This is a genomic window from Burkholderia sp. AU18528, from assembly GCF_002223215.2.
Lineage (GTDB): Bacteria > Pseudomonadota > Gammaproteobacteria > Burkholderiales > Burkholderiaceae > Burkholderia > Burkholderia semiarida.
This window is the reverse complement of the sequence record NZ_NKFC02000004.1, coordinates 1,736,378-1,758,184: the sequence shown is the minus strand read 5'-3', so window position 1 is coordinate 1,758,184 and position 21,807 is coordinate 1,736,378. Positions and strand designations below refer to the sequence as shown.

Genomic DNA, 21,807 nt, shown 5'->3' with positions numbered 1-21,807 from the left:
AAATTATCGATAAAACAACGAGTTATCGCGCCCGTTCGGAATCGGTTTCAGGCGCGTTCCCACATGGTGCGCACGGCGGCGGGGCAAACGCGTCGCACCATGATCATGCACAGGTAAACCTGACAGGCCCATGGAACGTTATCCTTCTGTTCCTGTCGAAAAACGCGCCGTTTCGATGCGCGTGCCGTGGCGACGTGCCGCCGCCACGGTCGAGACCGGCGCCCTTGGCACGCCGAGCCCCGGATACGTAGTTTCCCCGCTTTAAATCGCCTCCAAAGTGACGTTATCTCAATTAACCGTGCGGTAATCGGGAGACGGGCGCTGTCGGGCAGTGCGTCCCATGGATTTTTTCGATGGGAGCGGGAGAGTCGATTGGCCAGAGGTGGGCCGACTCTTACATTCCGGTTTAAAGACGATCGGTAAGTGCCTAATATTGCTCTTTTTTTCAGCTTTAACTACACTTGCGGAAACCTCCCGCCCGCTTTGTCCAGACCCCAATGAAAGCCGAATCGTTTTCACCGCGCAGATTGTTGCAGAGCATGACGCTCGGCACCGCTGTGTCGGTCGCAGTCGCGTTGCTGGCGACCACCGCGTCCGTCACGCCTGCTGACGCCTTCGCCGCCACTGCGAAGACCCAAGCCGCCAAGAAAAAGGCCGTCGCTCCTGCTTCGTCCGCGAAGAAGAAGTCGGCCGGGGCGACCTCCGACAAATCCGCCAAGGTCGCCTCGGCCGATGCGCCGCGCGCGAAGGCGTCGCGAAAGCGCGTGACGCTCGCGGCGAACAACGTGCACGGCGGCCATCGCGGCGCGGTGCGCAAGGTCGCGTTCCAGCCGCGCCGCCCGACGGTCGGCCAGGCGTTCGGCCTGCACGACACGCCCGACGCGCTCGCGCTGCGCTCGAGCGTCGCGTACGTCGTCGACCAGAATACCGGCGAGCCGCTGTTCGACAAGAATTCGCACGCGGTCGTGCCGATCGCGTCGATCTCGAAGCTGATGACGGCAATGGTCGTGCTCGACTCGAAAGCGCCGATGGCCGACCAGATCGAAGTCACCGACGAAGACCGCGACTACGAGAAGGGCACGGGCTCGCGCCTGTCGGTCGGCTCGGTGCTGTCGCGCGAGGACATGCTGCACATCGCGCTGATGGCGTCGGAAAACCGCGCGGCGGCAGCGCTGTCGCGTTACTACCCGGGCGGCCGTCCGGCGTTCATCGCGGCGATGAACGCGAAGGCGAAGTCGCTCGGCATGACCGACACGCACTTCGAGAATTCCACCGGCCTGTCGAGCTCGAACGTGTCGAGTGCGCGCGACCTCGTGAAGATGGTCAATGCGGCGTACCAGTACCCGATGATCCGTCAGTTCTCGACCGATCGCACCTACGAGGTGTACACGGGCAAGCGCAACCTGGTCTACAACAGCACCAACGCGCTGATCCGCGGCAACGGCTCGTGGGACATCGGCCTGCAGAAGACGGGCTTCATCAACGAAGCGGGTGAATGCCTGGTGATGCAGGCGACGATCCACGGCCGGCCGATGGTGATGGTGCTGCTCGATTCGTTCGGCAAGTACTCGCGCTTCGCCGACGCCTCGCGCCTGCGCAACTGGCTCGATGCCGGCGGCGGCGAGCGCCTGACGGCGGCCAACACGCCGAACGGCGGTACCTGATCGTCCACGGCGGTTCGCCGCCATGCCGATCGCCGCAACGAAGAAGCCCCGCAATCGCGGGGCTTTTTTGTCCGGCGAATCCGGGCGGGGCCGGTGCCGGACCGACGGCGAGGCTTACGCCTGCCGCTGCAGCCCGTCCACGTCTTTCTCGGGCGCCGGCCGGTAGCCGAGCGATTCCGAGATGGTGAGCGCCGTCCGGCTCAACTGGCCAAGCCATGCGTCCTGCAGCCGGTCGGCCGGCGCCGACAGCGACAGGCCGGCAACGAGCTTCCCGGAATCGTCGTAGATGCCGGCCGCGATGCAGCGCACGCCGAGTTCGAGCTCCTCGTTGTCGCGCGCGCACGACTGCTGGCGGACGATCGTCAGCTCGCGTTCGAGCTTCGCGATATCGGTGATGCTGTTCTGCGTATGGCCGGACAGCCCCGTGCGCGTGGCATAGGCACGCACGCGCGACGTCTCGTCGGCCGCGAGGAATAGCTTGCCGACCGACGTGAGATGCAGCGGCGCGCGGCCGCCGATCGCGCGGACGACCTGCATTCCCGAGCGCTCGGAGTACGCGCGCTCGATATAGACGATCTCGTCGCCCTGGCGCACCGACAGGTTCACGGTCTGCCCGGTGAGGCGGTGCAGCTCGCGCATCGGCATCAGCGCCGCGTCGCGCACCGACAGGCGCGCCTTCACGAGATTGCCGAGCTCGAGCAGCCGCATGCCGAGGCGGTAGGTGCCGGGATCGGAGCGGTCGACGAGGCGGCAGGTCACCATGTCGTTGAGGATGCGGTGCGCGGTCGACGGGTGCAGCTCCGTACGCTGCGCGAGTTCCTTCAGGCTAACGGGGTCGCTGTGCGCGGCGAGCGCGTCCAGCAACCGCATCATGCGTTCGATCACCTGGATCGACGTTTTTGAATCGGGGGTGGGTTGGCTCATGTCGGGGGAGGAATCGATTGACGCGTCAGGCGGTGTTGGACCGATTGTATCTCGTATCGTGAAAAAAGCGAACGCCGTTCGAGGAAGTCCTCGTTTCGTGCGCCGCGGGCTTGCGCGCGGGCCGGCGTTGGTCTTGCCGGTCAAACGTCGGATAATGAGAGCCGTTTTCTCGAAGGAGCACGTATGCGAGTCGGTTTGTTCGTGACCTGCCTGGTCGACCTGATGCGCCCCGAAATCGGTTTTTCGGCGCTCAAGCTGATTCGCGACGCCGGCTACGAGGTGATCGTGCCGCCCGCGCAGACCTGCTGCGGCCAGCCGGCCTACAACTCGGGCGACCGCGCGCTGGCGCGCGACCTCGCGGAAAAGACCCTGCGCGAGTTCGAGCAGTTCGATTACGTCGTCGCGCCGTCGGGTTCGTGCGGCGGGATGATCCGCGCGCACTACGGCGACCTGTTTCGCGACGATCCCGAACTGATGGGGCGCTACACGTGCTTCCAGCAGAAAGTCCACGAACTGACCGACTTCCTCGCGAACGTCGCGAAGGTGTCGCTCGCGCCGGGCGAGTTCGCCGGGCCGGTCACCTATCACGATTCGTGCTCGGGCCTGCGCGAGCTCGGCGTGAAGGCGCAGCCGCGCGCGCTGCTCGCGCAGCGCGGCGTCGCGGTGACCGAGATGAAGGATTGCGAGCACTGTTGCGGCTTCGGCGGCACGTTCGCGGTCAAGTACGGCGACATCTCGGCGGCCATCGCGGACGAGAAATGCGCGAACGTGCGCGCGTCGGGCGCGGGCACGGTCGTGCTCGGCGATCTCGGCTGCATGTTGAACATCGAAGGGCGGTTGCGCCGCACCGGCGACCGCGACACGCGCGTGCTGCACGTCGCGCAGGTGCTGGCGGGCGACGTCTGACGCCCGGTTCCGCTCACTTTCCCCGATACCGCGATGCAAGTCCAATCGATGCATTTCAAGGCGCGCGCCGGCCAGAAGCTGGCCGACCAGCGCCTGCAGCAGAACCTGAAGAAACTGTCGACGAAGTTCGTGTCCGCCCGCGCCGACGCGATGACCCTGATCGACTTCCCGGCCACGCGCGCCGCGCTCAAGGCGCGCCGCAACCGCGCGCTGGAGAATCTCGACGTGTGGCTCGAGGCATTCGAGCGCGAGGCGACGCGGCGCGGCACGACGGTGCTGTTCGCCGAAACGACCGCGGACGCCGCGCGGCTCGTGGCCGACATCGCGCGCCGGCACGACGTGAAGAAGGTCATCAAGACCAAGTCGATGGTGTCCGAGGAAATGCGGCTGAACGCGGTGCTCGCCGAGATGGGCGTGCAGTCGATCGAGACGGACCTCGGCGAATACATCCTGCAGATCAACGACAACGAGCCGCCGAGCCACATCATTGCGCCCGTCGTGCACAAGGACAAGGACGAGATCGCCGACCTGTTCGCGCGCACGCACCGGCGCGAGCGGCTCACCGAGATTCCGGACATGACGCGCGAGGCGCGCGAGGTGCTGCGCCCGCATTTCATGTCGGCCGACATGGGCGTGACGGGCGGCAACTTCGTGATCGCCGAGACGGGTTCGGTCGCGATCGTGACGAACGAAGGGAACGAGGGCATGTGCACGGTCATGCCCCGCGTGCATGTCGCGGTGACGGGCATCGAGAAGGTACTGCCGACGCTCGAGGATCTCGCGACCGCGATGCGGCTGCTGCCGCGTTCCGCGACCGGGCAGAAGACGTCGAACTATTTCTCGCTGCTGACCGGGCCGCGCGGGCCCGGCGACGAGGACGGCCCCGAGCACAACTACGTGGTGCTCGTCGACGGCGGCCGTACGGGCCTGATCGGCGGCGAATTCCAGGAGATGCTGCGCTGCATCCGCTGCGGCGCGTGCATGAACCATTGCCCGGTATACCAGAAGGTCGGCGGTCATGCGTACGGCTGGGTCTATCCGGGGCCGATGGGATCGGTGCTGACGCCGAGCTACGTCGGGCTCGATCGCGCGCTCGACCTGCCGCAGGCGGCGACGCTGTGCGGCGAATGCGACAGCGTATGTCCGGTCGGGATTCCGTTGTCGCACCTGTTGCGCACGCTGCGCGAGAAGCAGGTCGAGCGCCATCTGCGGCCGTGGCGCGAGCGGGCGGCGCTCGCCGCATGGGGTTTCCTCGCCCGGCGGCCGATGCTGTATGCGCTGACGACCAAGCTCGCGGTGCGCGTCCTCGAGCGGCTGGGCGGCAATGGCGGCATGCTGCGGCGCCTGCCGTTGATGGGCGGCTGGATGGACACGCGCGACATGCCCACACCGACCGGGCGCACGTTCCGCGAACTGTACGCGGCGTCGCAAAGCCACCTCGGCTGACACTGTTCAGCGAGCAGCAACAGTGCGTTCGCTATTCGCATATTTATCTCGATAGATGCGATCTATAGAATCTCGGCTGTAGTCCCCGGAATCGGGTTTCGGGGTACGAGGTCAAGGAGGTACGCATCATGAAAAAGACAATATCGATGTACTGGCCGCTGGCAATCGTGGTTCCGCTGGCGGCGGCTGCCTATCTGCATGCGGTGGCCGACGCGCCGTCGCGCGGCCCGCTCGCGGCTCATCAGGCGTCCGCCGAACTGGCGCGCGCGGTGTCGTTCGGGCTGGTCGACGACGCGGCGAAGCCGCTGCCGGCCGCATCCGGCGACGTCGTGATCGCTGCGCCCAAGGCGCTGTAAGGCACGTCGCCGTCGCTTCGCGCGGCGGCGCGATTTCGGGCGCCTTTGTATAATGGCGCGTTCTTCTTCCCACGCGGTTCGCCGCGGTTTTCCGATAGTGCGATGACCCGCGTAGCGATCTGTTTCGTCTGTCTCGGCAATATCTGCCGTTCGCCCACGGCGGAAGGCGTGATGCGCCACCAGGTGGGCGCGGCCGGGCTGGCCGACCGGATCGCGATCGATTCGGCCGGCACCGGCGATTGGCACGTCGGCGAGCCGCCCGACTCGCGCGCGCAGGCGGCGGCCCGCACCCGCGGCTATGACCTGTCGGCGCTGCGGGCGCGGCAGGTGAGCGCGGCGGATTTCGAGCGTTTCGACCTGCTGCTGGCGATGGACGAAGCCAACCTCGCGGAATTGCGCCGGCGCTGTCCGCCGGCGCATCGCGACAAGGTGCGCCTGCTGATGGAATTCGCGCCGGGCGCGGCCGAGACCGAAGTGGCCGATCCTTATTTCGGCGGCGAGCAGGGCTTCGAACAGGTGCTCGATCAGGTCGAGCGCGCGTGCGCGGGCCTGCTGGACACGCTGCGCAGCCGCGCCGCGCGCTGATCGACACGGGAAATTCAGCGGTCTGCGAATACCCTGTCGAAGACATGGATACTTGACTAAAATCGTCAAATATTTATACTTGACCAAAATCGTCAAGATTGCAGTCCCCTAGACACCATGAGACTCACCACCAAAGGCCGTTTCGCCGTCACGGCGATGATTGACTTGGCACTGCGCCAGGAGCAGGGCCCGGTGACGCTTGCAGGCATCAGCCAGCGCCAGCGGATTTCGCTCTCGTATCTCGAACAGCTGTTCGGCAAGCTGCGCAGGCATGAAATCGTCGAATCCGTGCGCGGCCCGGGCGGCGGCTACAACCTCGCGCGTCGCGCGCAGGACGTCACCGTTGCCGACATCATCATCGCGGTCGATGAACCGCTCGACGCCACGCAGTGCGGCGGCAAAGGCACGTGCGACGGCTCGAAGCAGCCCGACGGCCATTGCATGACGCACGAGCTGTGGTCGACGCTGAACCAGAAAATGGTCGAATACCTCGATTCGGTGTCGCTGCAGGATCTCGTCGATCAGCAGCGCGCACGCGAGGGCGCCCCTGCGGTGCTGCGCGACCGTCGCGCGCCGGAGCCCGTCGCCGCACCGGCCGAGCCCGTGCGCACGATGCCGCTCGGCCCCAATTCGGTGTTCAACATCGCGAGTTCGTGAGCGCGAAGGCGCCCGTCACACCCCATAACGCACATAGTCCCTGCACAGAATACCCGGAGCGACAGATGACCCAAGAGACTCTCCACCTGCCCATCTATATGGATTACAGCGCGACGACGCCCGTCGATCCGCGCGTGGTCGACAAGATGGTGCCGTACCTGCGCGAGCAGTTCGGCAACCCGGCGTCGCGCAGCCACGCTTATGGCTGGGACGCGGAGCGTGCGGTCGAGGAAGCGCGCGAACAGGTGGCCGCACTCGTGAACGCCGATCCGCGCGAGATCATCTGGACGTCCGGCGCCACCGAGTCGGACAACCTCGCGATCAAGGGCGCCGCGAACTTCTACAAGGGCAAGGGCAAGCACATCGTCACGGTGAAGACCGAGCACAAGGCCGTGCTCGACACGTGCCGCGAGCTCGAGCGCGACGGTTTCGAAGTCACCTACCTCGACGTGAAGGAAGACGGCCTGATCGATCTCGACGTGCTCAAGGCCGCGCTGCGCCCCGACACGATCCTCGTGTCGGTGATGCACGTGAACAACGAGATCGGCGTGATCCAGGACATCGAGACGATCGGCGAAATCTGCCGCGAGAAGGGCATCGTGTTCCACGTCGATGCCGCGCAGTCGACCGGCAAGGTCGAAATCGACCTCGCGAAGCTGAAGGTCGACCTGATGTCGTTCTCGGCCCACAAGACGTACGGCCCGAAGGGCATCGGCGCGCTGTACGTGCGCCGCAAGCCGCGCGTGCGCATCGAAGCGCAGATGCACGGCGGCGGCCACGAGCGCGGCATGCGTTCGGGCACGCTGCCGACGCACCAGATCGTCGGCATGGGCGAGGCGTTCCGCATCGCGCGCGAGGAAATGGCGACCGAGAACGAGCGCATCCGCATGCTGCGCGACAAGCTGCTGCGCGGCCTGTCGCAGATCGAGGAAACCTACGTGAACGGCGACATGGACCACCGTGTCCCGCACAACCTGAACATCAGCTTCAACTTCGTCGAAGGCGAGTCGCTGATCATGGCGATCAAGGACGTCGCGGTGTCGTCGGGCTCCGCGTGCACGTCGGCGTCGCTGGAGCCGTCGTACGTGCTGCGCGCGCTCGGCCGCAACGACGAGCTCGCGCACAGCTCGATCCGCTTCACGGTCGGCCGCTTCACGACGGAGCAGGAAGTCGACTTCGTGATCGATCTGCTGAACAGCAAGATCGCGAAGCTGCGCGAACTGTCGCCGCTCTGGGAAATGCACCAGGAAGGCATCGATCTGTCGACGATCGAATGGGCCGCGCACTGATACCGCATTGAATGCAACCGCGGGCGGATTGACGCACGCAGACGTAACGAGTCAAGGAGTCTGAGTCATGTCTTACAGCAACAAGGTTCTGGATCACTACGAAAACCCGCGCAACGTCGGTTCGTTCGCGAAGGACGACGACACGGTCGGCACGGGCATGGTCGGCGCGCCGGCGTGCGGCGACGTGATGAAGCTGCAGATCCGCGTCGGCGCGGACGGCGTGATCGAAGACGCGAAGTTCAAGACCTACGGCTGCGGTTCGGCGATCGCATCGAGCTCGCTCGTCACCGAATGGGTGAAGGGCAAGACGCTCGACGAGGCACTGTCGATCAAGAACACGCAGATCGCCGAGGAACTCGCGCTGCCGCCGGTGAAGATTCACTGCTCGATCCTCGCGGAAGACGCGATCAAGGCAGCCGTGGCCGACTACAAGAAGCGCCACGACACCAAGGAAAGCGATCAGGCAGCAGCCTGAGCGGCATCGAGCGTTGTGAAGGAACGCGGTGCGTCGTCCAGGCGCCCCGCGGCAAGGACATCATGGCAATTACACTGACCGAAAAAGCAGCACAACACGTCCAGAAATACCTCGTCCGCCGCGGCAAGGGTGTGGGCCTGCGGCTTGGCGTTCGCACGACCGGGTGCTCGGGGCTCGCGTACAAGCTCGAGTATGTCGACGAGCTGGCTCCCGAGGATCAGGTGTTCGAGAGCCATGGCGTGAAGGTCGTCGTCGATCCGAAGAGCCTCGCCTATATCGACGGCACCGAGCTCGACTTCGCCCGCGAAGGCCTGAACGAAGGGTTCAAGTTCAACAACCCGAACGTGAAGGACGAGTGCGGGTGCGGGGAATCGTTCCGCGTGTGACGCGGCTCCCTCCGCGCGATGCGGGCAAGAGGCGGCACGGGCCGCCTTTTTAATGTGCGGCGTTTGCCGCGCGACGAACCGGAATTGAACGCGACGATGGTTTCGCTGAAAGACAGCCATTTCGACCTGTTTCACCTGCCGGCGCAATTCGCGCTCGACGAGACGGCGCTCGACGCCGCCTACCGGACGGTGCAGACGCAGGTGCACCCGGACCGCTTCGCGGCGGCCGGCGATGCGCAAAAGCGCATCGCGATGCAATGGGCCACGCGCGCGAACGAGGCGTACCGCACGCTGCGCGATCCGCTGAAGCGCGCGTCCTATCTGCTGTCGCTGCGCGGCGTCGACATCGGCGCGGAAAACAACACGGCGATGGAGCCGGCGTTCCTGATGCAGCAGATGGAGTGGCGCGAGGGCATCGAGGATGCCGCGGCCGCCCGCAACGTCGACGCGCTCGATGCGTTGCTCGCCGAGTTGCGCGACGAGAAGCGCGTGCGCGTCGAGCGCCTCGGCACGCTGCTCGACAGCGGTTCCGACCAGGCCGCCGCGGAAGCCGTGCGTCAGCTGATGTTCATCGAACGGGTCGCGTCGGAAGTGGGCGCGCAGATCGAGCGCCTCGAAACTTAACCGCGTGCCTTGCGGCACGCGCAGCAAACGGGCCGAGCGCCCGAACGAACCAAGATGGCTTTACTGCAAATTTCCGAACCGGGCATGGCGCCGGCGCCGCACCAGCGGCGACTCGCCGTCGGGATCGATCTCGGCACGACGAACTCGCTCGTCGCCGCCGTGCGCAACAGCGTGCCCGAAGTCCTGCCGGACGAAGCCGGCCGCTTGCTGCTGCCGTCGGTGGTCCGTTACCTCGAGAAGGGCGGCCGCCGCATCGGCCACGAAGCGAAGGAGCAGGCCGCGACCGATCCGCGCAATACGATCGTGTCGGTCAAGCGCTTCATGGGCCGCGGCAAGGCCGAGGTCGAAGGCGCGGCGAACGCGCCGTACGAATTCGTCGACGCGCCGGGCATGGTGCAGATCCGCACGATCGACGGCGTGAAGAGCCCGGTCGAAGTGTCGGCCGAGATTCTCGCGACGCTGCGCTATCGCGCGGAAGACACGCTCGGCGACGAGCTGGTCGGCGCGGTGATCACGGTGCCCGCCTACTTCGACGACGCGCAGCGCCAGGCGACCAAGGACGCCGCGCGCCTCGCCGGCCTCAACGTGCTGCGCCTGCTGAACGAACCGACCGCCGCGGCGATCGCCTACGGTCTCGACAACGCGGCCGAAGGCCTGTACGCGGTGTACGACCTCGGCGGCGGCACGTTCGACCTGTCGATCCTGAAGCTGACGAAGGGCGTGTTCGAAGTGCTGGCCGCGGGCGGCGATTCCGCGCTCGGCGGTGACGATTTCGACCACGCGCTGTTCGATCACGTGCTCGCGCAGGCCGGTATCGACGCGAAGACGCTCGCGCCCGAGGACGTGCGCTTGCTGCTCGATCGCGTGCGCGTGCTGAAGGAAGCGCTGTCGTCCGCGCCCGAGGCGGCGCTCGACGTGACGCTGTCGAGCGGCGCACGCCTCGTGCAGACGATTTCGCACGACACGTTCGCGTCGCTCGTCGAGCCGCTCGTGCAGCGTACGCTCACGCCGACCCGCAAGGCGCTGCGCGATGCACAGGTCACGCCGGCCGACATCAAGGGCGTCGTGCTCGTCGGCGGCGCGACGCGCATGCCGGTGATCCGCGACGCGGTCGCCAAATACTTTGGCCAGCCGCCGCTCGTGAACCTCGATCCGGATCAGGTGGTCGCGCTCGGCGCGGCGATCCAGGCCGATCTGCTCGCGGGCAATCGCGGCACCGGCGACGACTGGCTGCTGCTCGACGTGATTCCGCTGTCGCTGGGTGTCGAGACGATGGGCGGCCTCGTCGAGAAGATCATTCCGCGCAACTCGACGATTCCGATCGCGCGTGCGCAGGAATTCACGACCTTCAAGGACGGCCAGACCGCGATGGCGATCCACGTCGTGCAGGGCGAGCGCGAGCTCGTCGCCGACTGCCGGTCGCTCGCGCGCTTCGAGCTGCGCGGCATTCCGCCGATGACGGCGGGCGCCGCACGCATTCGCGTGACCTATCAGGTCGACGCGGACGGCCTGTTGTCGGTGTTTGCGCGCGAGCAGTTGTCGGGCGTCGAGGCATCGGTCGTCGTGAAGCCGTCGTACGGCCTTGCCGACGACGACATCGCGAAGATGCTGGAAGACAGTTTCAAGACCGCCGAAATCGACATGCGCGCCCGTGCGCTGCGCGAAGCGCAGGTCGAGGCCGAGCGGATGCTCGAGGCGACGCAGGCCGCGCTGGCGGCTGACGGCGAACTGCTCGGTGCCGGCGAGCGCGCGCGGGTCGACGCGCTGGCTGCCGCGCTGCGCGCGGTCGCGCAGGGCGACGATACGAATGCGATCGAAGCGGCGACCAAGGCGCTGGCTGACGGTACCGACGAATTCGCGGCGCGCCGGATGGACAAGAGCATCAAGCGCGCGCTGTCGGGCCGCCGGCTCGACGAGATCTGAACCCACGAACCGCGCATCGGCCGGCCACGGCCCGCGCGCTAATGAACCACGCGGCGCCTGGCGCCGCACCCTGACTGACGGAACGGACATGCCTCAACTGGTGGTGCTGCCTCACGTCGAACTGTGCCCGGATGGCGCGGTGATCGACGCGACGCCCGGCAAGAGTATCTGCGACAACCTGCTCGACAACGGGATCGAGATCGAGCACGCATGCGAGAAGTCGTGCGCATGCACGACGTGCCACGTGGTGATCCGCGAAGGCTTCAACGATCTCGCGCCGTCCGAGGAGGACGAGGACGATCTGCTGGACAAGGCGTGGGGCCTCGAGCCGACGTCGCGCCTGTCGTGCCAGGCGATCGTGAAGGAAGATTCGGACCTGGTGGTCGAGATTCCGAAGTACTCGATCAACCACGCGAAGGAAAATCACTGACCGAAACCGGAGGCAGGCGATGAAATGGACCGATTCGCGTGAAATAGCCATTGCACTGGCGGACAAGCACCCGGACATCGACCCGCAGCGGATCAACTTCGTCGACCTGCGCCAATGGGTGCTCGCGCTCGACGGCTTCGACGACGATCCGGCGCACTCGGGCGAGAAGATCCTCGAGGCGATCCAGGCGCACTGGATCGACGAATCCGACTTCGACGACGAGGACTGACCGACCCGGTCGGGGCCACGGCGTACGCTGCAATGGTGTACGCCGCGCCAATGAAAAAACGGCTCGTGAGCGCCTGCTCGCGAGCCGTTTTCGTTTTGGGCGAAGTGCCCGCGCGCGACGCGTGGGCAGCGACGCCGGCGATGACGCGATCGTGAGCTTACGCGCCGACCAGCGTGCCGTTCTCGATCCGCACGCGCTGGCCTTGGCCGAACGGCGGCGGGTTGTGGTACGTGAACGTGCGCATCGCGCCGCTTTCCATCTGCACTTGCACCTGATAGTCGGTTTCCGCGCGGACCTGTTTCTCGACCTGGTTGCCGGCGAGACCGCCGCCCAGCGCGCCGATGATCGTCATCGCGGTGCGACCGTTGCCGTGGCCGAACTGGTTGCCGAGCAGGCCGCCGGCCGCCGCGCCGCCCACGGCGCCGATGCCCGAGCTCTGGCCCGGCGTGCGCGTTTGCGTGATCGAGACGACCGTGCCGCAACTCTGGCAGTAGGCTTGCGCAGGCGCCGACGGCTGCTGCGCATATTGCGGCGGCTGCGGGGCGGTCGTGTGACGGCGGTGCGGCGCAGCCGGGCGCGGCGCGGGCTTCGGCTCGGCCTGCGCGACGGCGGCCTTCTGCTGCGCGGCGGCCTGTTCCGCGGCCTGTCGCTGCGCTTGCGCGGCCAGCGCGGCGCTGGCGGCCGCGGCCGTATCGACCGCCGGCTGCGACGCGATCAGCGCGGCCTGGGTCTGGCCGTTCTGTTCGCTGCTGCTGGTGGCTTTCGGGAAGACGCCCGTGATCGCTGCCGTCGCCGCGAGACTGGCGACGATGACGGCGCCCGCCGCGGTGGCGATCAGCGGGTGGAGGCGTTGCTTTTGCGGCGTGGTCTGATTCTGGTTGTCCATTTTTTTCTCCAATGTCGATCCGGATCGGCGCGTGGCGCCGGAGCTGGATCCCACGCTCGGGAGCGATCAGACTTGGCGTTCCTGCGCCTCGTTCTGGTCCCGTGGTCATGCGTGGTGACGCAACAGGAGTGTCGTCCACGGCCCAGGCGCGCGCCGTATCAAGGTGTAACGAATTGCAGCGGGGCGTCGGCGGCGGTTTCCGGGAAAACCCGTAGAAGGGCGTCGCGACGAGGGAATAAAACGGGGGAGGATCGACGGCCGGCGGACGCCGGCTGGCGGGATTTACGCGTCGTTACAAAGGCGACGCGTGCGCGCCACGGGGCGCGGCGCACACGCGGTTGCGGCTGTCAGTCCTCGCGGCGCAGATGCGGGAACAGCAGCACGTCGCGGATCGTCGGGCTGTCGGTCAGCAGCATCACGAGACGGTCGATGCCGATCCCGCAGCCGCCGGTCGGCGGCATCCCGTATTCGAGCGCGCGGATGTAGTCGGCGTCGAAGAACATCGCTTCCTCGTCGCCTGCATCCTTCTGCTCGACCTGCTTCTTGAAGCGCGCGGCCTGGTCTTCCGGATCGTTCAGCTCCGAGAAGCCGTTCGCGATCTCGCGGCCGGTCATGAACAGCTCGAAACGCTCGGTGATGCCCGGCACCGTATCCGATGCGCGTGCGAGCGGCGACACCTCGACCGGGTAGTCGATGATGAACGTCGGTTCCCACAGCTGCGCTTCGGCCGTTTCCTCGAAGAGCGCGAGCTGCAGCGCGCCGATGCCCGCGTTCAGGAACGCCGGCTGCGACACGTCGACGCCGAAGCGCTTCAGCTCGGTGCGCAGGAACGCGTCGTCCGACAACTGGCCGTCGGTGTAGTCCGGTGCGTACTTTTGGATCGCCTGCGTGATCGTCAGGCGATGGAACGGCTTCGCGAGGTCGAGTTCGCGGCCCTGATACTGGATCGTCGCGGTGCCGAGCGCGTCGATCGCCGCCTGGCGGATCAGTTGCTCGGTGAAGTCCATCAGCCAGCGGTAGTCGGTGTACGCGGCGTAGAACTCCATCATCGTGAATTCCGGGTTGTGCCGCGGCGACACGCCTTCATTCCGGAAATTGCGGTTGATCTCGAACACGCGCTCGAAGCCGCCGACGATCAGGCGCTTCAGGTACAGCTCCGGCGCGATGCGCAGGAACATCTGCATGTCGAGCGCATTGTGATGCGTGACGAACGGCTTCGCGGCCGCGCCGCCCGGGATCGGGTGCAGCATCGGCGTCTCGACTTCCATGAAGTCGGCGTTGTCCATGAACTTGCGGATCGACGCGATCGTCTTCGTGCGGGCGCGGAACGTGTCGCGCGTTTCCGGCGTGACGATCAGGTCGACGTAGCGCTGGCGGTAGCGCATTTCCTGGTCGGACAGGCCGTGGAACTTGTCCGGCAGCGGACGCAGCGCCTTCGACAGCAGGCGCAACTCCTTGCACTGGACCGACAGCTCGCCCTTGTTGGTGCGGAACAGCACGCCGCGCGCGGCGACGATGTCGCCGAGGTCCCACTTCTTGAACGCGTCGTAGGTGTCGGCGCCGACGTCGTTCGGCGTCACGAAGAACTGGATCTGGCCCGAGCCGTCCTGCACCGTCGCGAAGCTCGCCTTGCCCATCACGCGCTTGAGCATCATGCGGCCGGCCACCGACACCTCGACCGGGTTCGCTTCGAGCGCGGCCTTGTCCGAATCGGCGAATTTCGCCTGCAGGTCGGCTGCGTGGTGCTCGGGCCGGAAGTCGTTCGGATAGGCGACGCCTTGCTCGCGCAACGCGCGCAGCTTCTCGCGGCGCTCGGCGATGATCTGGTTTTCGTCCGCCGTGACGGCGGGCTGCGTTTGGGTCGGTTCGGTCATGATGGTCGGAATTCGGAGTGGGGTGCGGCAACGCAAACGGAAAGGGCGGCGCGGGGCAGGCCGCGCCGCGGCGCTTACACGCCCTGTTTGAGGCTCGCGCTGATGAAGTCGTCGAGGTCGCCGTCGAGCACCGCACGCGTATTGCTCATTTCGACGTTCGTACGCAGATCCTTCACGCGGCTCTGGTCGAGCACGTACGAGCGGATCTGGTGGCCCCAGCCCACATCGGTCTTGCTCGATTCGAGCTTGTCCTGTTCGGCCTGGCGCTTGCGCATTTCGACTTCGTAGAGGCGCGACTTCAGCATCGCCATCGCTTCCGCGCGGTTGCGGTGCTGCGAGCGGTCGTTCTGGCACTGCACGACGATGCCGGTCGGCATGTGCGTGATCCGCACCGCGGAGTCGGTCTTGTTGATGTGCTGGCCGCCCGCGCCCGATGCGCGGTACGTGTCGATGCGCAGGTCGGCCGGGTTGATCTCGACTTCGATCGAGTCGTCGATTTCCGGATAGACGAACACCGACGAGAACGACGTATGGCGGCCGCCCGACGAGTCGAACGGCGACTTGCGCACGAGGCGGTGGATGCCCGTTTCGGTGCGCAGGAAGCCGTACGCGTATTCGCCCGTGACCTTGACCGTCGCGTTCTTGATGCCGGCGACGTCGCCGTCGGACTCTTCGAGCACTTCGGCCTTGAAGCCCTTGCGTTCGCAGTAGCGCAGGTACTGGCGCAGCAGCATCGATGCCCAGTCGCACGCCTCGGTGCCGCCGGCGCCGGCCTGGATGTCGATGAAGCAGTTGTTCGGATCGGCCGGGTTCGAGAACATCCGGCGGAACTCGATGTCGCCGACGCGCGCCTCGAGCTTCGCGGCGTCTTCTTCCGACGCGAGAAGCGTGTCCTCGTCGCCTTCCTCGCGTGCCAGCTCGAACAGGTCGAGCGCGTCGCGCAGGTCGCTATCGAGCGCGGTGAGCGTCATGACGACGCCTTCGAGCAGTTTCTTCTCGCGGCCGAGCGCCTGGGCGTTCTTCGAATCGTTCCAGACGTTCGGGTCTTCGAGTGCCTTGTTGACTTCGGTCAGACGCGCAGCTTTGGCGTCGTAGTCAAAGATACCCCCGAAGCTCGCCCGCGCGATTGCGCAGGTCGAGCAGGGAGCTTTCGATCGCGTTGAGACGTTCCGCTTCCATGATCGTTCGCTGTTCCGGCTTCGTAAAAAAGCGGAATTATAGCCGATCGGCAAACTTGCCCGGTGACGCAAACGGTGCTCGCGCATGCGTGGACGGCCCGTCCAACGCGGCGCGCGAGCGTGCGGCGGCGCGTCGCGGGACGGTCGCCGGCTCAGCCGGCCGCGTGTTCGACGATCAGCTGCACGCGCGTGACGCCGTTCCACGTATCGGCGACGAGCCGGTACGCGACCAGCGCGCGCGCCGGCAGCGGCTCGGTATGGTTGAACCAGATCGCGTTGAAGCGCTGGCGGCCGCGCGCGAGCTGCAGCTTCAGGTGCTTTTCCTTCACGAGCGACTGCGACACGACGTCGAATTCGCCCGAGAAAAGCGGGGCCGGAAACCCTTGCCCCCACACGGCTTCGTCCAGCAGGCCGACGAACTGCGGCGTGAAGTACGCATCCTCGAGCTCGCCGTCGGTCTCGATCACGCGGGCCAGCGCGTCGTCGGACAGCCATTCGCGCGCGACGGCCTCGAACGCGGCCGCGAAGCGCGGCACGTTTTCGGTGTCGAGCGTGAGGCCGGCCGCCATCGCATGGCCGCCGAACGCGACGATCAGGTCCGGTTCGCGCTTCGACACGAGATCGAGCGCGTCGCGCAGGTGGAAGCCGGCGATCGACCGGCCGGAACCCTTGACGCGCCGGCCTTCGTCGTCGGCGTGCGCGAACGTGAACGACGGACGGTGGAATTTCTCCTTGAGCCGGCCGGCGACGATGCCGATCACGCCCTGGTGCCACGCGGGATTGAACAGCGTGATCGTGCACGCGTCGGCCGGATCGACGTCGGCGAGATCGGCGAGCGCCTGCTGCTGCATGCCGGCCTCGATCTCGCGGCGTTCGCGGTTCATCACGTCGAGCTGCTGCGCGAGATCCCACGCGCGGCCGATGTCGTCGGTGATCAGGCACTCGATGCCGAGCGACATGTCGGACAGCCGGCCGGCCGCGTTCAGGCGTGGACCGAGGCCGAAGCCGAGATCGAACCCGGACGCGGTGCGCGCTTCGCGCGCGGCGGCGCGGAACAGCGCGGCGACGCCCGGCTGCATGCGGCCGTTGCGGATGCGCTGCAGGCCCTGCGCCACGAGCACGCGGTTGTTGCCGTCGAGCCGCACGACGTCGGCGACGGTGCCGAGCGCGACGAGGTCGAGCAGGCCGTCGAGACGCGGCTCGGCTTCCCTGCTCGCGAACGCGCCGCGGCGGCGCAGCTCGGCGCGCAGCGCGAGCAGCACGTAGAACATCACGCCGACGCCGGCGAGGTGCTTGCTCGGGAACGCGCAGCCGGGCTGGTTCGGGTTGACGATCGCGCGCGCGGCGGGCAGCGCGTCGCCGGGCAGGTGGTGGTCGGTCACGAGCACGTCGATGCCGCGCGCGTTCGCGGCTTCGACGCCGGCGACGCTCGCGATCCCGTTGTCGACGGTGATCAGCAGGTCGGGCTTGCGCGCGGCCGCGAGTTCGACGATCTCCGGTGTGAGGCCGTAGCCGTATTCGAAGCGGTTCGGCACCAGGTAGTCGATCTGCGCGCCGAACATCCGCAGGCCGCGCACCGCGACCGCGCAGGCAGTCGCGCCGTCGCAGTCGTAGTCGGCGACGACGAGCAGGCGCCGCTTGTCGGCAATCGCGTCGGCGAGCAGCGACGCCGCATCGGCGCAGCCTTTCAGCTCGGTGGGCGGAACGAGGCGCGCGAGCGCGGTCTCGATGTCGGCGGGCGACTGCACGCCGCGCGACGCGTACAGGCGCGCGAGGACGGGGTGCAGGCCGTGGCGCGCGAGCACTTCGGCGTCGGCGGGCGCGACGGGGCGGGTAACGATCCGGGTCATACGGGGTGGCTGGTTATTCGAACAGGGAGGCGAGCGCGCGGCGGCGCCAGAATTTGCGCAGGTCGCCGCGCGTCGCGTGCAGCGTCACGGAGCTCGTGTCGCCGCACAGCGTGAAATCGACGCTCGCCAGCTCGCCGTTGTGCAGCGCGGCGAGCGCCGGCGCGAACCAGTCGCGCTCGAGCGCGGCGAGGCCGTCGTGCCAGCGCGCCCAGTCCTGCTCGATGAACGGGGTGGTCAGCGCCGGCAGATCGACGAGCGTCGCGCCGTCGGCGGCGGGCAGCGCGCCGAACGTCGCGGGCGGGCGGCCGGCTTCGGTTTGCGCGGCGCGCGCGAGGCCGAGCGCGGCGGGCGACGCGGACAGCACGCGCGCGAACGGCTTGCCGACCGGCTTCAGCGTACCCTGCGCATGGAACCAGATCGAATTGACGGCCGGCAGGCCGCGCGCCTCGCGGGCTTCGTTGACCGGATGCTGGAACCACGCCATCTGCACTTCGTTCTGCAGTTTCATCCACATCCGCGAGCGCTCGCCCGTATGGGCCTCGTGCGGCAGCCAGATCTCGATGTTGCGGCCGCTGGCGCGCAGCGGCGCGGCGCCGGCGAGGCGCGCGAGCTGGTCGCTCGACAGGTACCAGCGCGCCGGGTTCGGCGCTTCGAGCCGCACGCCGAGCTCCTCGATCAGCGGCCGCGCGACCGCGAGCAGCGCGGCCGCGTCGCCGTCGTCGAGCGCGAGGGCGGCCGGATCGACGAGCACCAGGTGATCGTGCGCGATTTCGACGTGCACGGGCTCGACGCATGCCCACGCGTGCGTGCCGGGGTCGCCGCCGTCGGCCAGCAGCATGTAGGGCGCGAGCGGCGCCTCGTCCGCGGCGTTGCCCTGCGTGGCGCCGAACCGGCTTGCCAGCCAGCGCTCGTGCGGCAGCGTGCGCTGGAAGTCCTCGCCGGCCACGCGCTCGACGAGGCTTGCGCGGGCGAGCAACTTTTGAAGCGCGGGGCTGTCCAGCGTGTGCAGGGACGAGGCCGCATCGGCCGCCGACGGCAGCGCGAACGGAACGAGAAAATGGAGGCGTCGGTCGTGCATGATGGTGCGCATTGTATGGCAAACTGCGCGCGTGATCGGGCCGGCTGACGGCCCGTTCGCGTCCGGCGGCCGTTTTTCGACCGTGCCCGGGCTGCCGGCCGCTACTGGCCACTACCCGGCGGCGGTCCGGCCGCGGTTCGCCTGTCCGCCGTAACCAGCAGAAAGGATTCGCTTGAAACTTCCGTACGAATGGCAGATCGGCTGGCGCTACACGCGCGCCGGCAAACGCACGACCGGCAACGGCTTCATTTCCTTCATCGCGCTCGTATCGATGCTCGGGATCGCGCTCGGCGTCGCGGCGCTGATCGTCGTGCTGTCGGTGATGAACGGCTTCCAGAAGGAGGTGCGCGACCGCATGCTGTCGGTGCTCGCGCACGTCGAGGTGTTCTCGCCGACGGGCTCGATGCCCGACTGGCAACTGACCGCACAGGAAGCGCGCCGCAATCCGTCGGTGATCGGCGCGGCGCCGTACGTCGACGCGCAGGCGCTGCTCACGCGCCAGGACGCGGTGAGCGGGGTGATGCTGCGCGGCGTCGAGCCGACGCTCGAGCCGCAGGTGTCGGACATCGGCAAGGACATGAAGGCGGGGCAGCTGGCCGCGCTTGTGCCCGGCCAGTTCGGCATCGTGCTCGGTGACGCGCTCGCCGGCAACCTCGGCGTGACGGTCGGCGACAAGATCACGCTGGTCGCGCCCGAAGGCTCGATCACGCCGGCCGGCATGATGCCGCGCCTGAAGCAGTTCACGGTCGTCGGTGTGTTCGAATCGGGCCACTACGAATACGACAGCACGCTCGCGATGATCAACATCCGCGACGCCGAGGCGCTGTTCCGGATGAGCGCGCCGACCGGCGTGCGGCTGCGGCTCACCGACATGCAGAAGGCGCCGCAGGTCGCGCTCGAGCTGTCGCATACGCTGTCGGGCAGCCTGTACATCCGCGACTGGACCCAGCAGAACAAGACCTGGTTCTCGGCCGTGCAGATCGAGAAGCGGATGATGTTCATCATCCTCACGCTGATCATCGCGGTGGCCGCGTTCAACCTCGTGTCGTCGCTCGTGATGACGGTGACCAACAAGCAGGCGGACATCGCGATCCTGCGCACGCTCGGCGCGCAGCCGGGGTCGATCATGAAGATCTTCGTCGTGCAGGGCGTGACGATCGGCTTCGTCGGCACCGCGTCCGGCGTCGCGCTCGGCTGCCTGATCGCGTGGAGCATCCCGTGGCTGATTCCGATGATCGAGCACCTGTTCGGCGTGCAGTTCCTGCCGCCGTCGGTGTACTTCATCAGCGAGCTGCCGTCCGAACTCGTCGCGAGCGACGTGATCCGGATCGGGCTGATCGCGTTCGCGCTGTCGGCCGTCGCGACGCTTTATCCAAGCTGGCGCGGCGCGAAGGTGAAGCCGGCGGAGGCGCTCCGCTATGAATGACCGCGCGGCCGCATTCGCGGATTCACGACAACAACACAACGGACAGGATTCGGCAGGTATGCAGGAATACGTGCTTCAGGCGCGCGGGATCACGAAGGCGTTCGTGCAGGGCGGCTTCAACGTGCAGGTGCTCAACAACACCGAGCTGACGGTGCGGCGCGGCGAGAAGCTCGCGGTCGTCGGGGCGTCGGGCTCCGGCAAGAGCACGCTGCTGCACGTGCTGGGCGGGCTCGACGAGCCGAGCGCCGGCGAAGTGTCGCTGCTCGGCAAGCCGTTTACGCAGCTCGCCGAGCGCGAGCGCAACGAGCTGCGCAACCGCGCGCTCGGCTTCGTCTACCAGTTCCATCACCTGCTGCCCGAGTTCACGGCGCTCGACAACGTCGCGATGCCGCTGCGCATCCGCCGGATGACGACCGAGGACGCACGCGGTCAGGCACAGGCGATGCTCGAACGCGTCGGTCTCGGCCCGCGTGCGAAGCACCGGCCGGGCGAGTTGTCGGGCGGCGAACGGCAGCGCGTCGCGATCGCGCGTGCGCTGGTCACGAAGCCCGCGTGCGTGCTCGCCGACGAGCCGACCGGCAACCTCGACGGCACGACGGCCGACACGGTGTTCAACCTGATGCTCGAACTGTCCGAGACGCTCGAAACGAGTTTCGTGATCGTCACGCACGACCCCGATCTCGCCGCGCGCTGCGACCGCATCATGCGGCTGCGCGACGGCGTGTTGCACGAGGAGCCGGCGCTGCCGGTGTAAAAAAGCCACGCCGTTGGCCGTGCCGGCTCGCCGCGGCACGGCGCAACGGCGCAGGACCGCTGCCATGTGGATCGACACGCATTGCCATCTCGATGCCGCCGAATTCGACGCCGACCGCGACGCGGTCGCGCACGCCGCGCGCGCGGCCGGCGTGTCGCGCGTCGTGATCCCGAGCATCGGGCGCGACAACTTCACGACGGTGCGCGAACTCGCGCAGCGCACGCCCGGCGCGGCGTACGCGCTCGGCATCCATCCGATGTATACGCCGCAGGCGCGCGACGCGGATCTCGACCGGCTGCGCATGGAGATCGAGGCGAGTCTCGACGATCCGCGTTTCGTCGCGATCGGCGAGATCGGGCTCGATTATTTCGTGCCGGGGCTCGATGAAGAGCGCCAACAGTTCTTCTACCAGGGCCAGCTCAGGCTCGCGCGGGAATTCGACTTGCCGGTGCTGTGTCACGTGCGCAAGTCGCAGGACCGCGTGCTGGCCGGGCTGCGCCGTTTCGGCGTGCGGCGCGGCATCGCGCATGCGTTCAACGGCAGTTTCCAGCAGGCCGAAGCGTATCTGGCGCAAGGCCTGCATCTCGGCTTCGGCGGCAACGTGACCTTCACGCGCGCGCGGCAGATCCGCCGGCTCGCCACCGAGTTGCCGCTCGACGCGCTCGTCGTCGAAACCGACGCGCCCGACATCGCGCCCGAATGGGCATACAAATCCCGCAACACACCCGACCAGGTGCCGCGCATCGGCGGCGTGCTCGCCGAATTGCGCGGGCTCGATACTGGCGAACTGGCTGTATGCACTTCGGCTAACGCGCTCGCCGCGCTGCCGCGACTCGCACTTTCGTCCGCATAATCGTTGCCGGAAGG

22 protein-coding genes are annotated in these 21,807 nt (G+C 67.3%); 16 read left to right on the top strand and 6 right to left on the bottom strand.

What is annotated here, in order from left to right:
• Positions 1-497: 497 nt before the first annotated feature.
• Complete coding sequence (pbpG, locus tag CFB52_RS10975) at positions 498-1,664, top strand: D-alanyl-D-alanine endopeptidase (protein WP_099316566.1); 1,167 nt, start codon at positions 498-500, stop codon at positions 1,662-1,664.
• A gap of 114 nt (positions 1,665-1,778) precedes the next feature.
• Here pbpG and CFB52_RS10970 read toward each other — a convergent pair whose 3' ends face one another.
• Positions 1,779-2,588: an IclR family transcriptional regulator gene (locus CFB52_RS10970; protein ID WP_006478384.1), complete on the bottom strand. Its 810-nt coding sequence runs from the start codon at positions 2,586-2,588 to the stop codon at positions 1,779-1,781.
• Positions 2,589-2,771: 183 nt separating this feature from the next.
• Between CFB52_RS10970 and CFB52_RS10960 the strand changes: the two genes are divergently transcribed.
• The 12 genes from CFB52_RS10960 to iscX all read left to right on the top strand — a co-directional run bounded on the left by CFB52_RS10960 (position 2,772) and on the right by iscX (position 11,894).
• The gene (locus CFB52_RS10960; RefSeq protein ID WP_099316565.1) at positions 2,772-3,494 is read left to right on the top strand and encodes a (Fe-S)-binding protein; all 723 of its coding nucleotides are present in this window, start codon (positions 2,772-2,774) and stop codon (positions 3,492-3,494) included.
• A gap of 33 nt (positions 3,495-3,527) precedes the next feature.
• Positions 3,528-4,940, top strand: coding sequence for a lactate utilization protein B (locus CFB52_RS10955; RefSeq protein ID WP_099316564.1), 1,413 nt, complete (start codon positions 3,528-3,530; stop codon positions 4,938-4,940).
• Between the two features lie 128 nt (positions 4,941-5,068).
• Positions 5,069-5,296 (top strand): hypothetical protein, encoded by a 228-nt coding sequence (locus tag CFB52_RS10950; protein WP_060966331.1) that lies wholly within the window; start codon positions 5,069-5,071, stop codon positions 5,294-5,296.
• A gap of 102 nt (positions 5,297-5,398) precedes the next feature.
• Complete coding sequence (locus CFB52_RS10945; protein ID WP_059583321.1) at positions 5,399-5,881, top strand: low molecular weight protein-tyrosine-phosphatase; 483 nt, start codon at positions 5,399-5,401, stop codon at positions 5,879-5,881.
• Between the two features lie 117 nt (positions 5,882-5,998).
• Entirely contained in the window at positions 5,999-6,538 is a 540-nt protein-coding gene (iscR, locus tag CFB52_RS10940) for a Fe-S cluster assembly transcriptional regulator IscR (protein WP_006401955.1), read from the top strand.
• A gap of 65 nt (positions 6,539-6,603) precedes the next feature.
• On the top strand, positions 6,604-7,827 hold the full coding sequence (locus tag CFB52_RS10935) for an IscS subfamily cysteine desulfurase (protein WP_059583323.1): 1,224 nt from the start codon (positions 6,604-6,606) through the stop codon (positions 7,825-7,827).
• Positions 7,828-7,894: 67 nt separating this feature from the next.
• The gene (gene iscU / locus CFB52_RS10930; protein WP_006478389.1) at positions 7,895-8,302 is read left to right on the top strand and encodes a Fe-S cluster assembly scaffold IscU; all 408 of its coding nucleotides are present in this window, start codon (positions 7,895-7,897) and stop codon (positions 8,300-8,302) included.
• A gap of 62 nt (positions 8,303-8,364) precedes the next feature.
• The gene (gene iscA / locus CFB52_RS10925) at positions 8,365-8,688 is read left to right on the top strand and encodes an iron-sulfur cluster assembly protein IscA (protein ID WP_011885413.1); all 324 of its coding nucleotides are present in this window, start codon (positions 8,365-8,367) and stop codon (positions 8,686-8,688) included.
• 96 nt (positions 8,689-8,784) lie between these two features.
• Complete coding sequence (gene hscB / locus CFB52_RS10920) at positions 8,785-9,312, top strand: Fe-S protein assembly co-chaperone HscB (RefSeq protein WP_099316647.1); 528 nt, start codon at positions 8,785-8,787, stop codon at positions 9,310-9,312.
• A gap of 54 nt (positions 9,313-9,366) precedes the next feature.
• Positions 9,367-11,235, top strand: coding sequence for a Fe-S protein assembly chaperone HscA (gene hscA / locus CFB52_RS10915; RefSeq protein WP_099316563.1), 1,869 nt, complete (start codon positions 9,367-9,369; stop codon positions 11,233-11,235).
• Positions 11,236-11,323: 88 nt separating this feature from the next.
• On the top strand, positions 11,324-11,665 hold the full coding sequence (gene fdx, locus CFB52_RS10910) for an ISC system 2Fe-2S type ferredoxin (protein WP_059583325.1): 342 nt from the start codon (positions 11,324-11,326) through the stop codon (positions 11,663-11,665).
• Positions 11,666-11,684: 19 nt separating this feature from the next.
• Positions 11,685-11,894, top strand: a complete 210-nt coding sequence (gene iscX / locus CFB52_RS10905; RefSeq protein WP_060310132.1) for a Fe-S cluster assembly protein IscX — start codon at positions 11,685-11,687, stop codon at positions 11,892-11,894.
• Between the two features lie 157 nt (positions 11,895-12,051).
• On the opposite strand, the gene CFB52_RS10900 is transcribed toward iscX, so the two are convergent.
• From CFB52_RS10900 to CFB52_RS10880, 5 genes are all read right to left on the bottom strand, one after another.
• Positions 12,052-12,780 carry a glycine zipper 2TM domain-containing protein gene (locus tag CFB52_RS10900; protein WP_099316562.1) on the bottom strand — a complete coding sequence of 243 codons (729 nt, stop codon included), beginning with the start codon at positions 12,778-12,780 and terminating at the stop codon, positions 12,052-12,054.
• A 347-nt stretch (positions 12,781-13,127) separates the two neighbouring features.
• Positions 13,128-14,654, bottom strand: coding sequence for a lysine--tRNA ligase (lysS, locus tag CFB52_RS10895; protein WP_006478395.1), 1,527 nt, complete (start codon positions 14,652-14,654; stop codon positions 13,128-13,130).
• 74 nt (positions 14,655-14,728) lie between these two features.
• A protein-coding gene (gene prfB / locus CFB52_RS10890) for a peptide chain release factor 2 (RefSeq protein ID WP_099316561.1) occupies positions 14,729-15,833 on the bottom strand; the annotation gives its coding sequence in 2 pieces (ribosomal slippage) (positions 14,729-15,751 and positions 15,753-15,833; 1,104 coding nt in all).
• 151 nt (positions 15,834-15,984) lie between these two features.
• Positions 15,985-17,682 carry a single-stranded-DNA-specific exonuclease RecJ gene (gene recJ / locus CFB52_RS10885; protein ID WP_099316560.1) on the bottom strand — a complete coding sequence of 566 codons (1,698 nt, stop codon included), beginning with the start codon at positions 17,680-17,682 and terminating at the stop codon, positions 15,985-15,987.
• Between the two features lie 13 nt (positions 17,683-17,695).
• Positions 17,696-18,772, bottom strand: a complete 1,077-nt coding sequence (locus CFB52_RS10880; protein WP_059583333.1) for a hypothetical protein — start codon at positions 18,770-18,772, stop codon at positions 17,696-17,698.
• 160 nt (positions 18,773-18,932) lie between these two features.
• Here CFB52_RS10880 and CFB52_RS10875 point away from each other — a divergent pair, with 160 nt between their 5' ends.
• The 3 genes from CFB52_RS10875 (at position 18,933) to CFB52_RS10865 (ending at position 21,793) form a co-directional block, all read left to right on the top strand.
• Positions 18,933-20,186 carry a lipoprotein-releasing ABC transporter permease subunit gene (locus CFB52_RS10875; RefSeq protein ID WP_099316559.1) on the top strand — a complete coding sequence of 418 codons (1,254 nt, stop codon included), beginning with the start codon at positions 18,933-18,935 and terminating at the stop codon, positions 20,184-20,186.
• Positions 20,187-20,244: 58 nt separating this feature from the next.
• Positions 20,245-20,940 (top strand): lipoprotein-releasing ABC transporter ATP-binding protein LolD, encoded by a 696-nt coding sequence (gene lolD, locus CFB52_RS10870; RefSeq protein ID WP_059583336.1) that lies wholly within the window; start codon positions 20,245-20,247, stop codon positions 20,938-20,940.
• A gap of 64 nt (positions 20,941-21,004) precedes the next feature.
• Positions 21,005-21,793, top strand: a complete 789-nt coding sequence (locus tag CFB52_RS10865; protein ID WP_099316558.1) for a TatD family hydrolase — start codon at positions 21,005-21,007, stop codon at positions 21,791-21,793.
• Positions 21,794-21,807: the final 14 nt, after the last annotated feature.

Coding starts and splice junctions, on each gene's coding strand:
- CFB52_RS10970 (WP_006478384.1), bottom strand. CDS start 2,588: ATGAGCCAACCCACCCCCGATTCAAAAACGTCGATCCAGGTGATCGAA.
- CFB52_RS10865 (WP_099316558.1), top strand. CDS start 21,005: ATGTGGATCGACACGCATTGCCATCTCGATGCCGCCGAATTCGACGCC.
- hscB (WP_099316647.1), top strand. CDS start 8,785: ATGGTTTCGCTGAAAGACAGCCATTTCGACCTGTTTCACCTGCCGGCG.
- iscR (WP_006401955.1), top strand. CDS start 5,999: ATGAGACTCACCACCAAAGGCCGTTTCGCCGTCACGGCGATGATTGAC.
- CFB52_RS10945 (WP_059583321.1), top strand. CDS start 5,399: ATGACCCGCGTAGCGATCTGTTTCGTCTGTCTCGGCAATATCTGCCGT.
- iscA (WP_011885413.1), top strand. CDS start 8,365: ATGGCAATTACACTGACCGAAAAAGCAGCACAACACGTCCAGAAATAC.
- recJ (WP_099316560.1), bottom strand. CDS start 17,682: ATGACCCGGATCGTTACCCGCCCCGTCGCGCCCGCCGACGCCGAAGTG.
- CFB52_RS10960 (WP_099316565.1), top strand. CDS start 2,772: ATGCGAGTCGGTTTGTTCGTGACCTGCCTGGTCGACCTGATGCGCCCC.
- iscX (WP_060310132.1), top strand. CDS start 11,685: ATGAAATGGACCGATTCGCGTGAAATAGCCATTGCACTGGCGGACAAG.
- iscU (WP_006478389.1), top strand. CDS start 7,895: ATGTCTTACAGCAACAAGGTTCTGGATCACTACGAAAACCCGCGCAAC.
- CFB52_RS10950 (WP_060966331.1), top strand. CDS start 5,069: ATGAAAAAGACAATATCGATGTACTGGCCGCTGGCAATCGTGGTTCCG.
- CFB52_RS10935 (WP_059583323.1), top strand. CDS start 6,604: ATGACCCAAGAGACTCTCCACCTGCCCATCTATATGGATTACAGCGCG.
- hscA (WP_099316563.1), top strand. CDS start 9,367: ATGGCTTTACTGCAAATTTCCGAACCGGGCATGGCGCCGGCGCCGCAC.
- CFB52_RS10955 (WP_099316564.1), top strand. CDS start 3,528: ATGCAAGTCCAATCGATGCATTTCAAGGCGCGCGCCGGCCAGAAGCTG.
- fdx (WP_059583325.1), top strand. CDS start 11,324: ATGCCTCAACTGGTGGTGCTGCCTCACGTCGAACTGTGCCCGGATGGC.
- lysS (WP_006478395.1), bottom strand. CDS start 14,654: ATGACCGAACCGACCCAAACGCAGCCCGCCGTCACGGCGGACGAAAAC.
- lolD (WP_059583336.1), top strand. CDS start 20,245: ATGCAGGAATACGTGCTTCAGGCGCGCGGGATCACGAAGGCGTTCGTG.
- CFB52_RS10900 (WP_099316562.1), bottom strand. CDS start 12,780: ATGGACAACCAGAATCAGACCACGCCGCAAAAGCAACGCCTCCACCCG.
- pbpG (WP_099316566.1), top strand. CDS start 498: ATGAAAGCCGAATCGTTTTCACCGCGCAGATTGTTGCAGAGCATGACG.
- CFB52_RS10880 (WP_059583333.1), bottom strand. CDS start 18,772: ATGCGCACCATCATGCACGACCGACGCCTCCATTTTCTCGTTCCGTTC.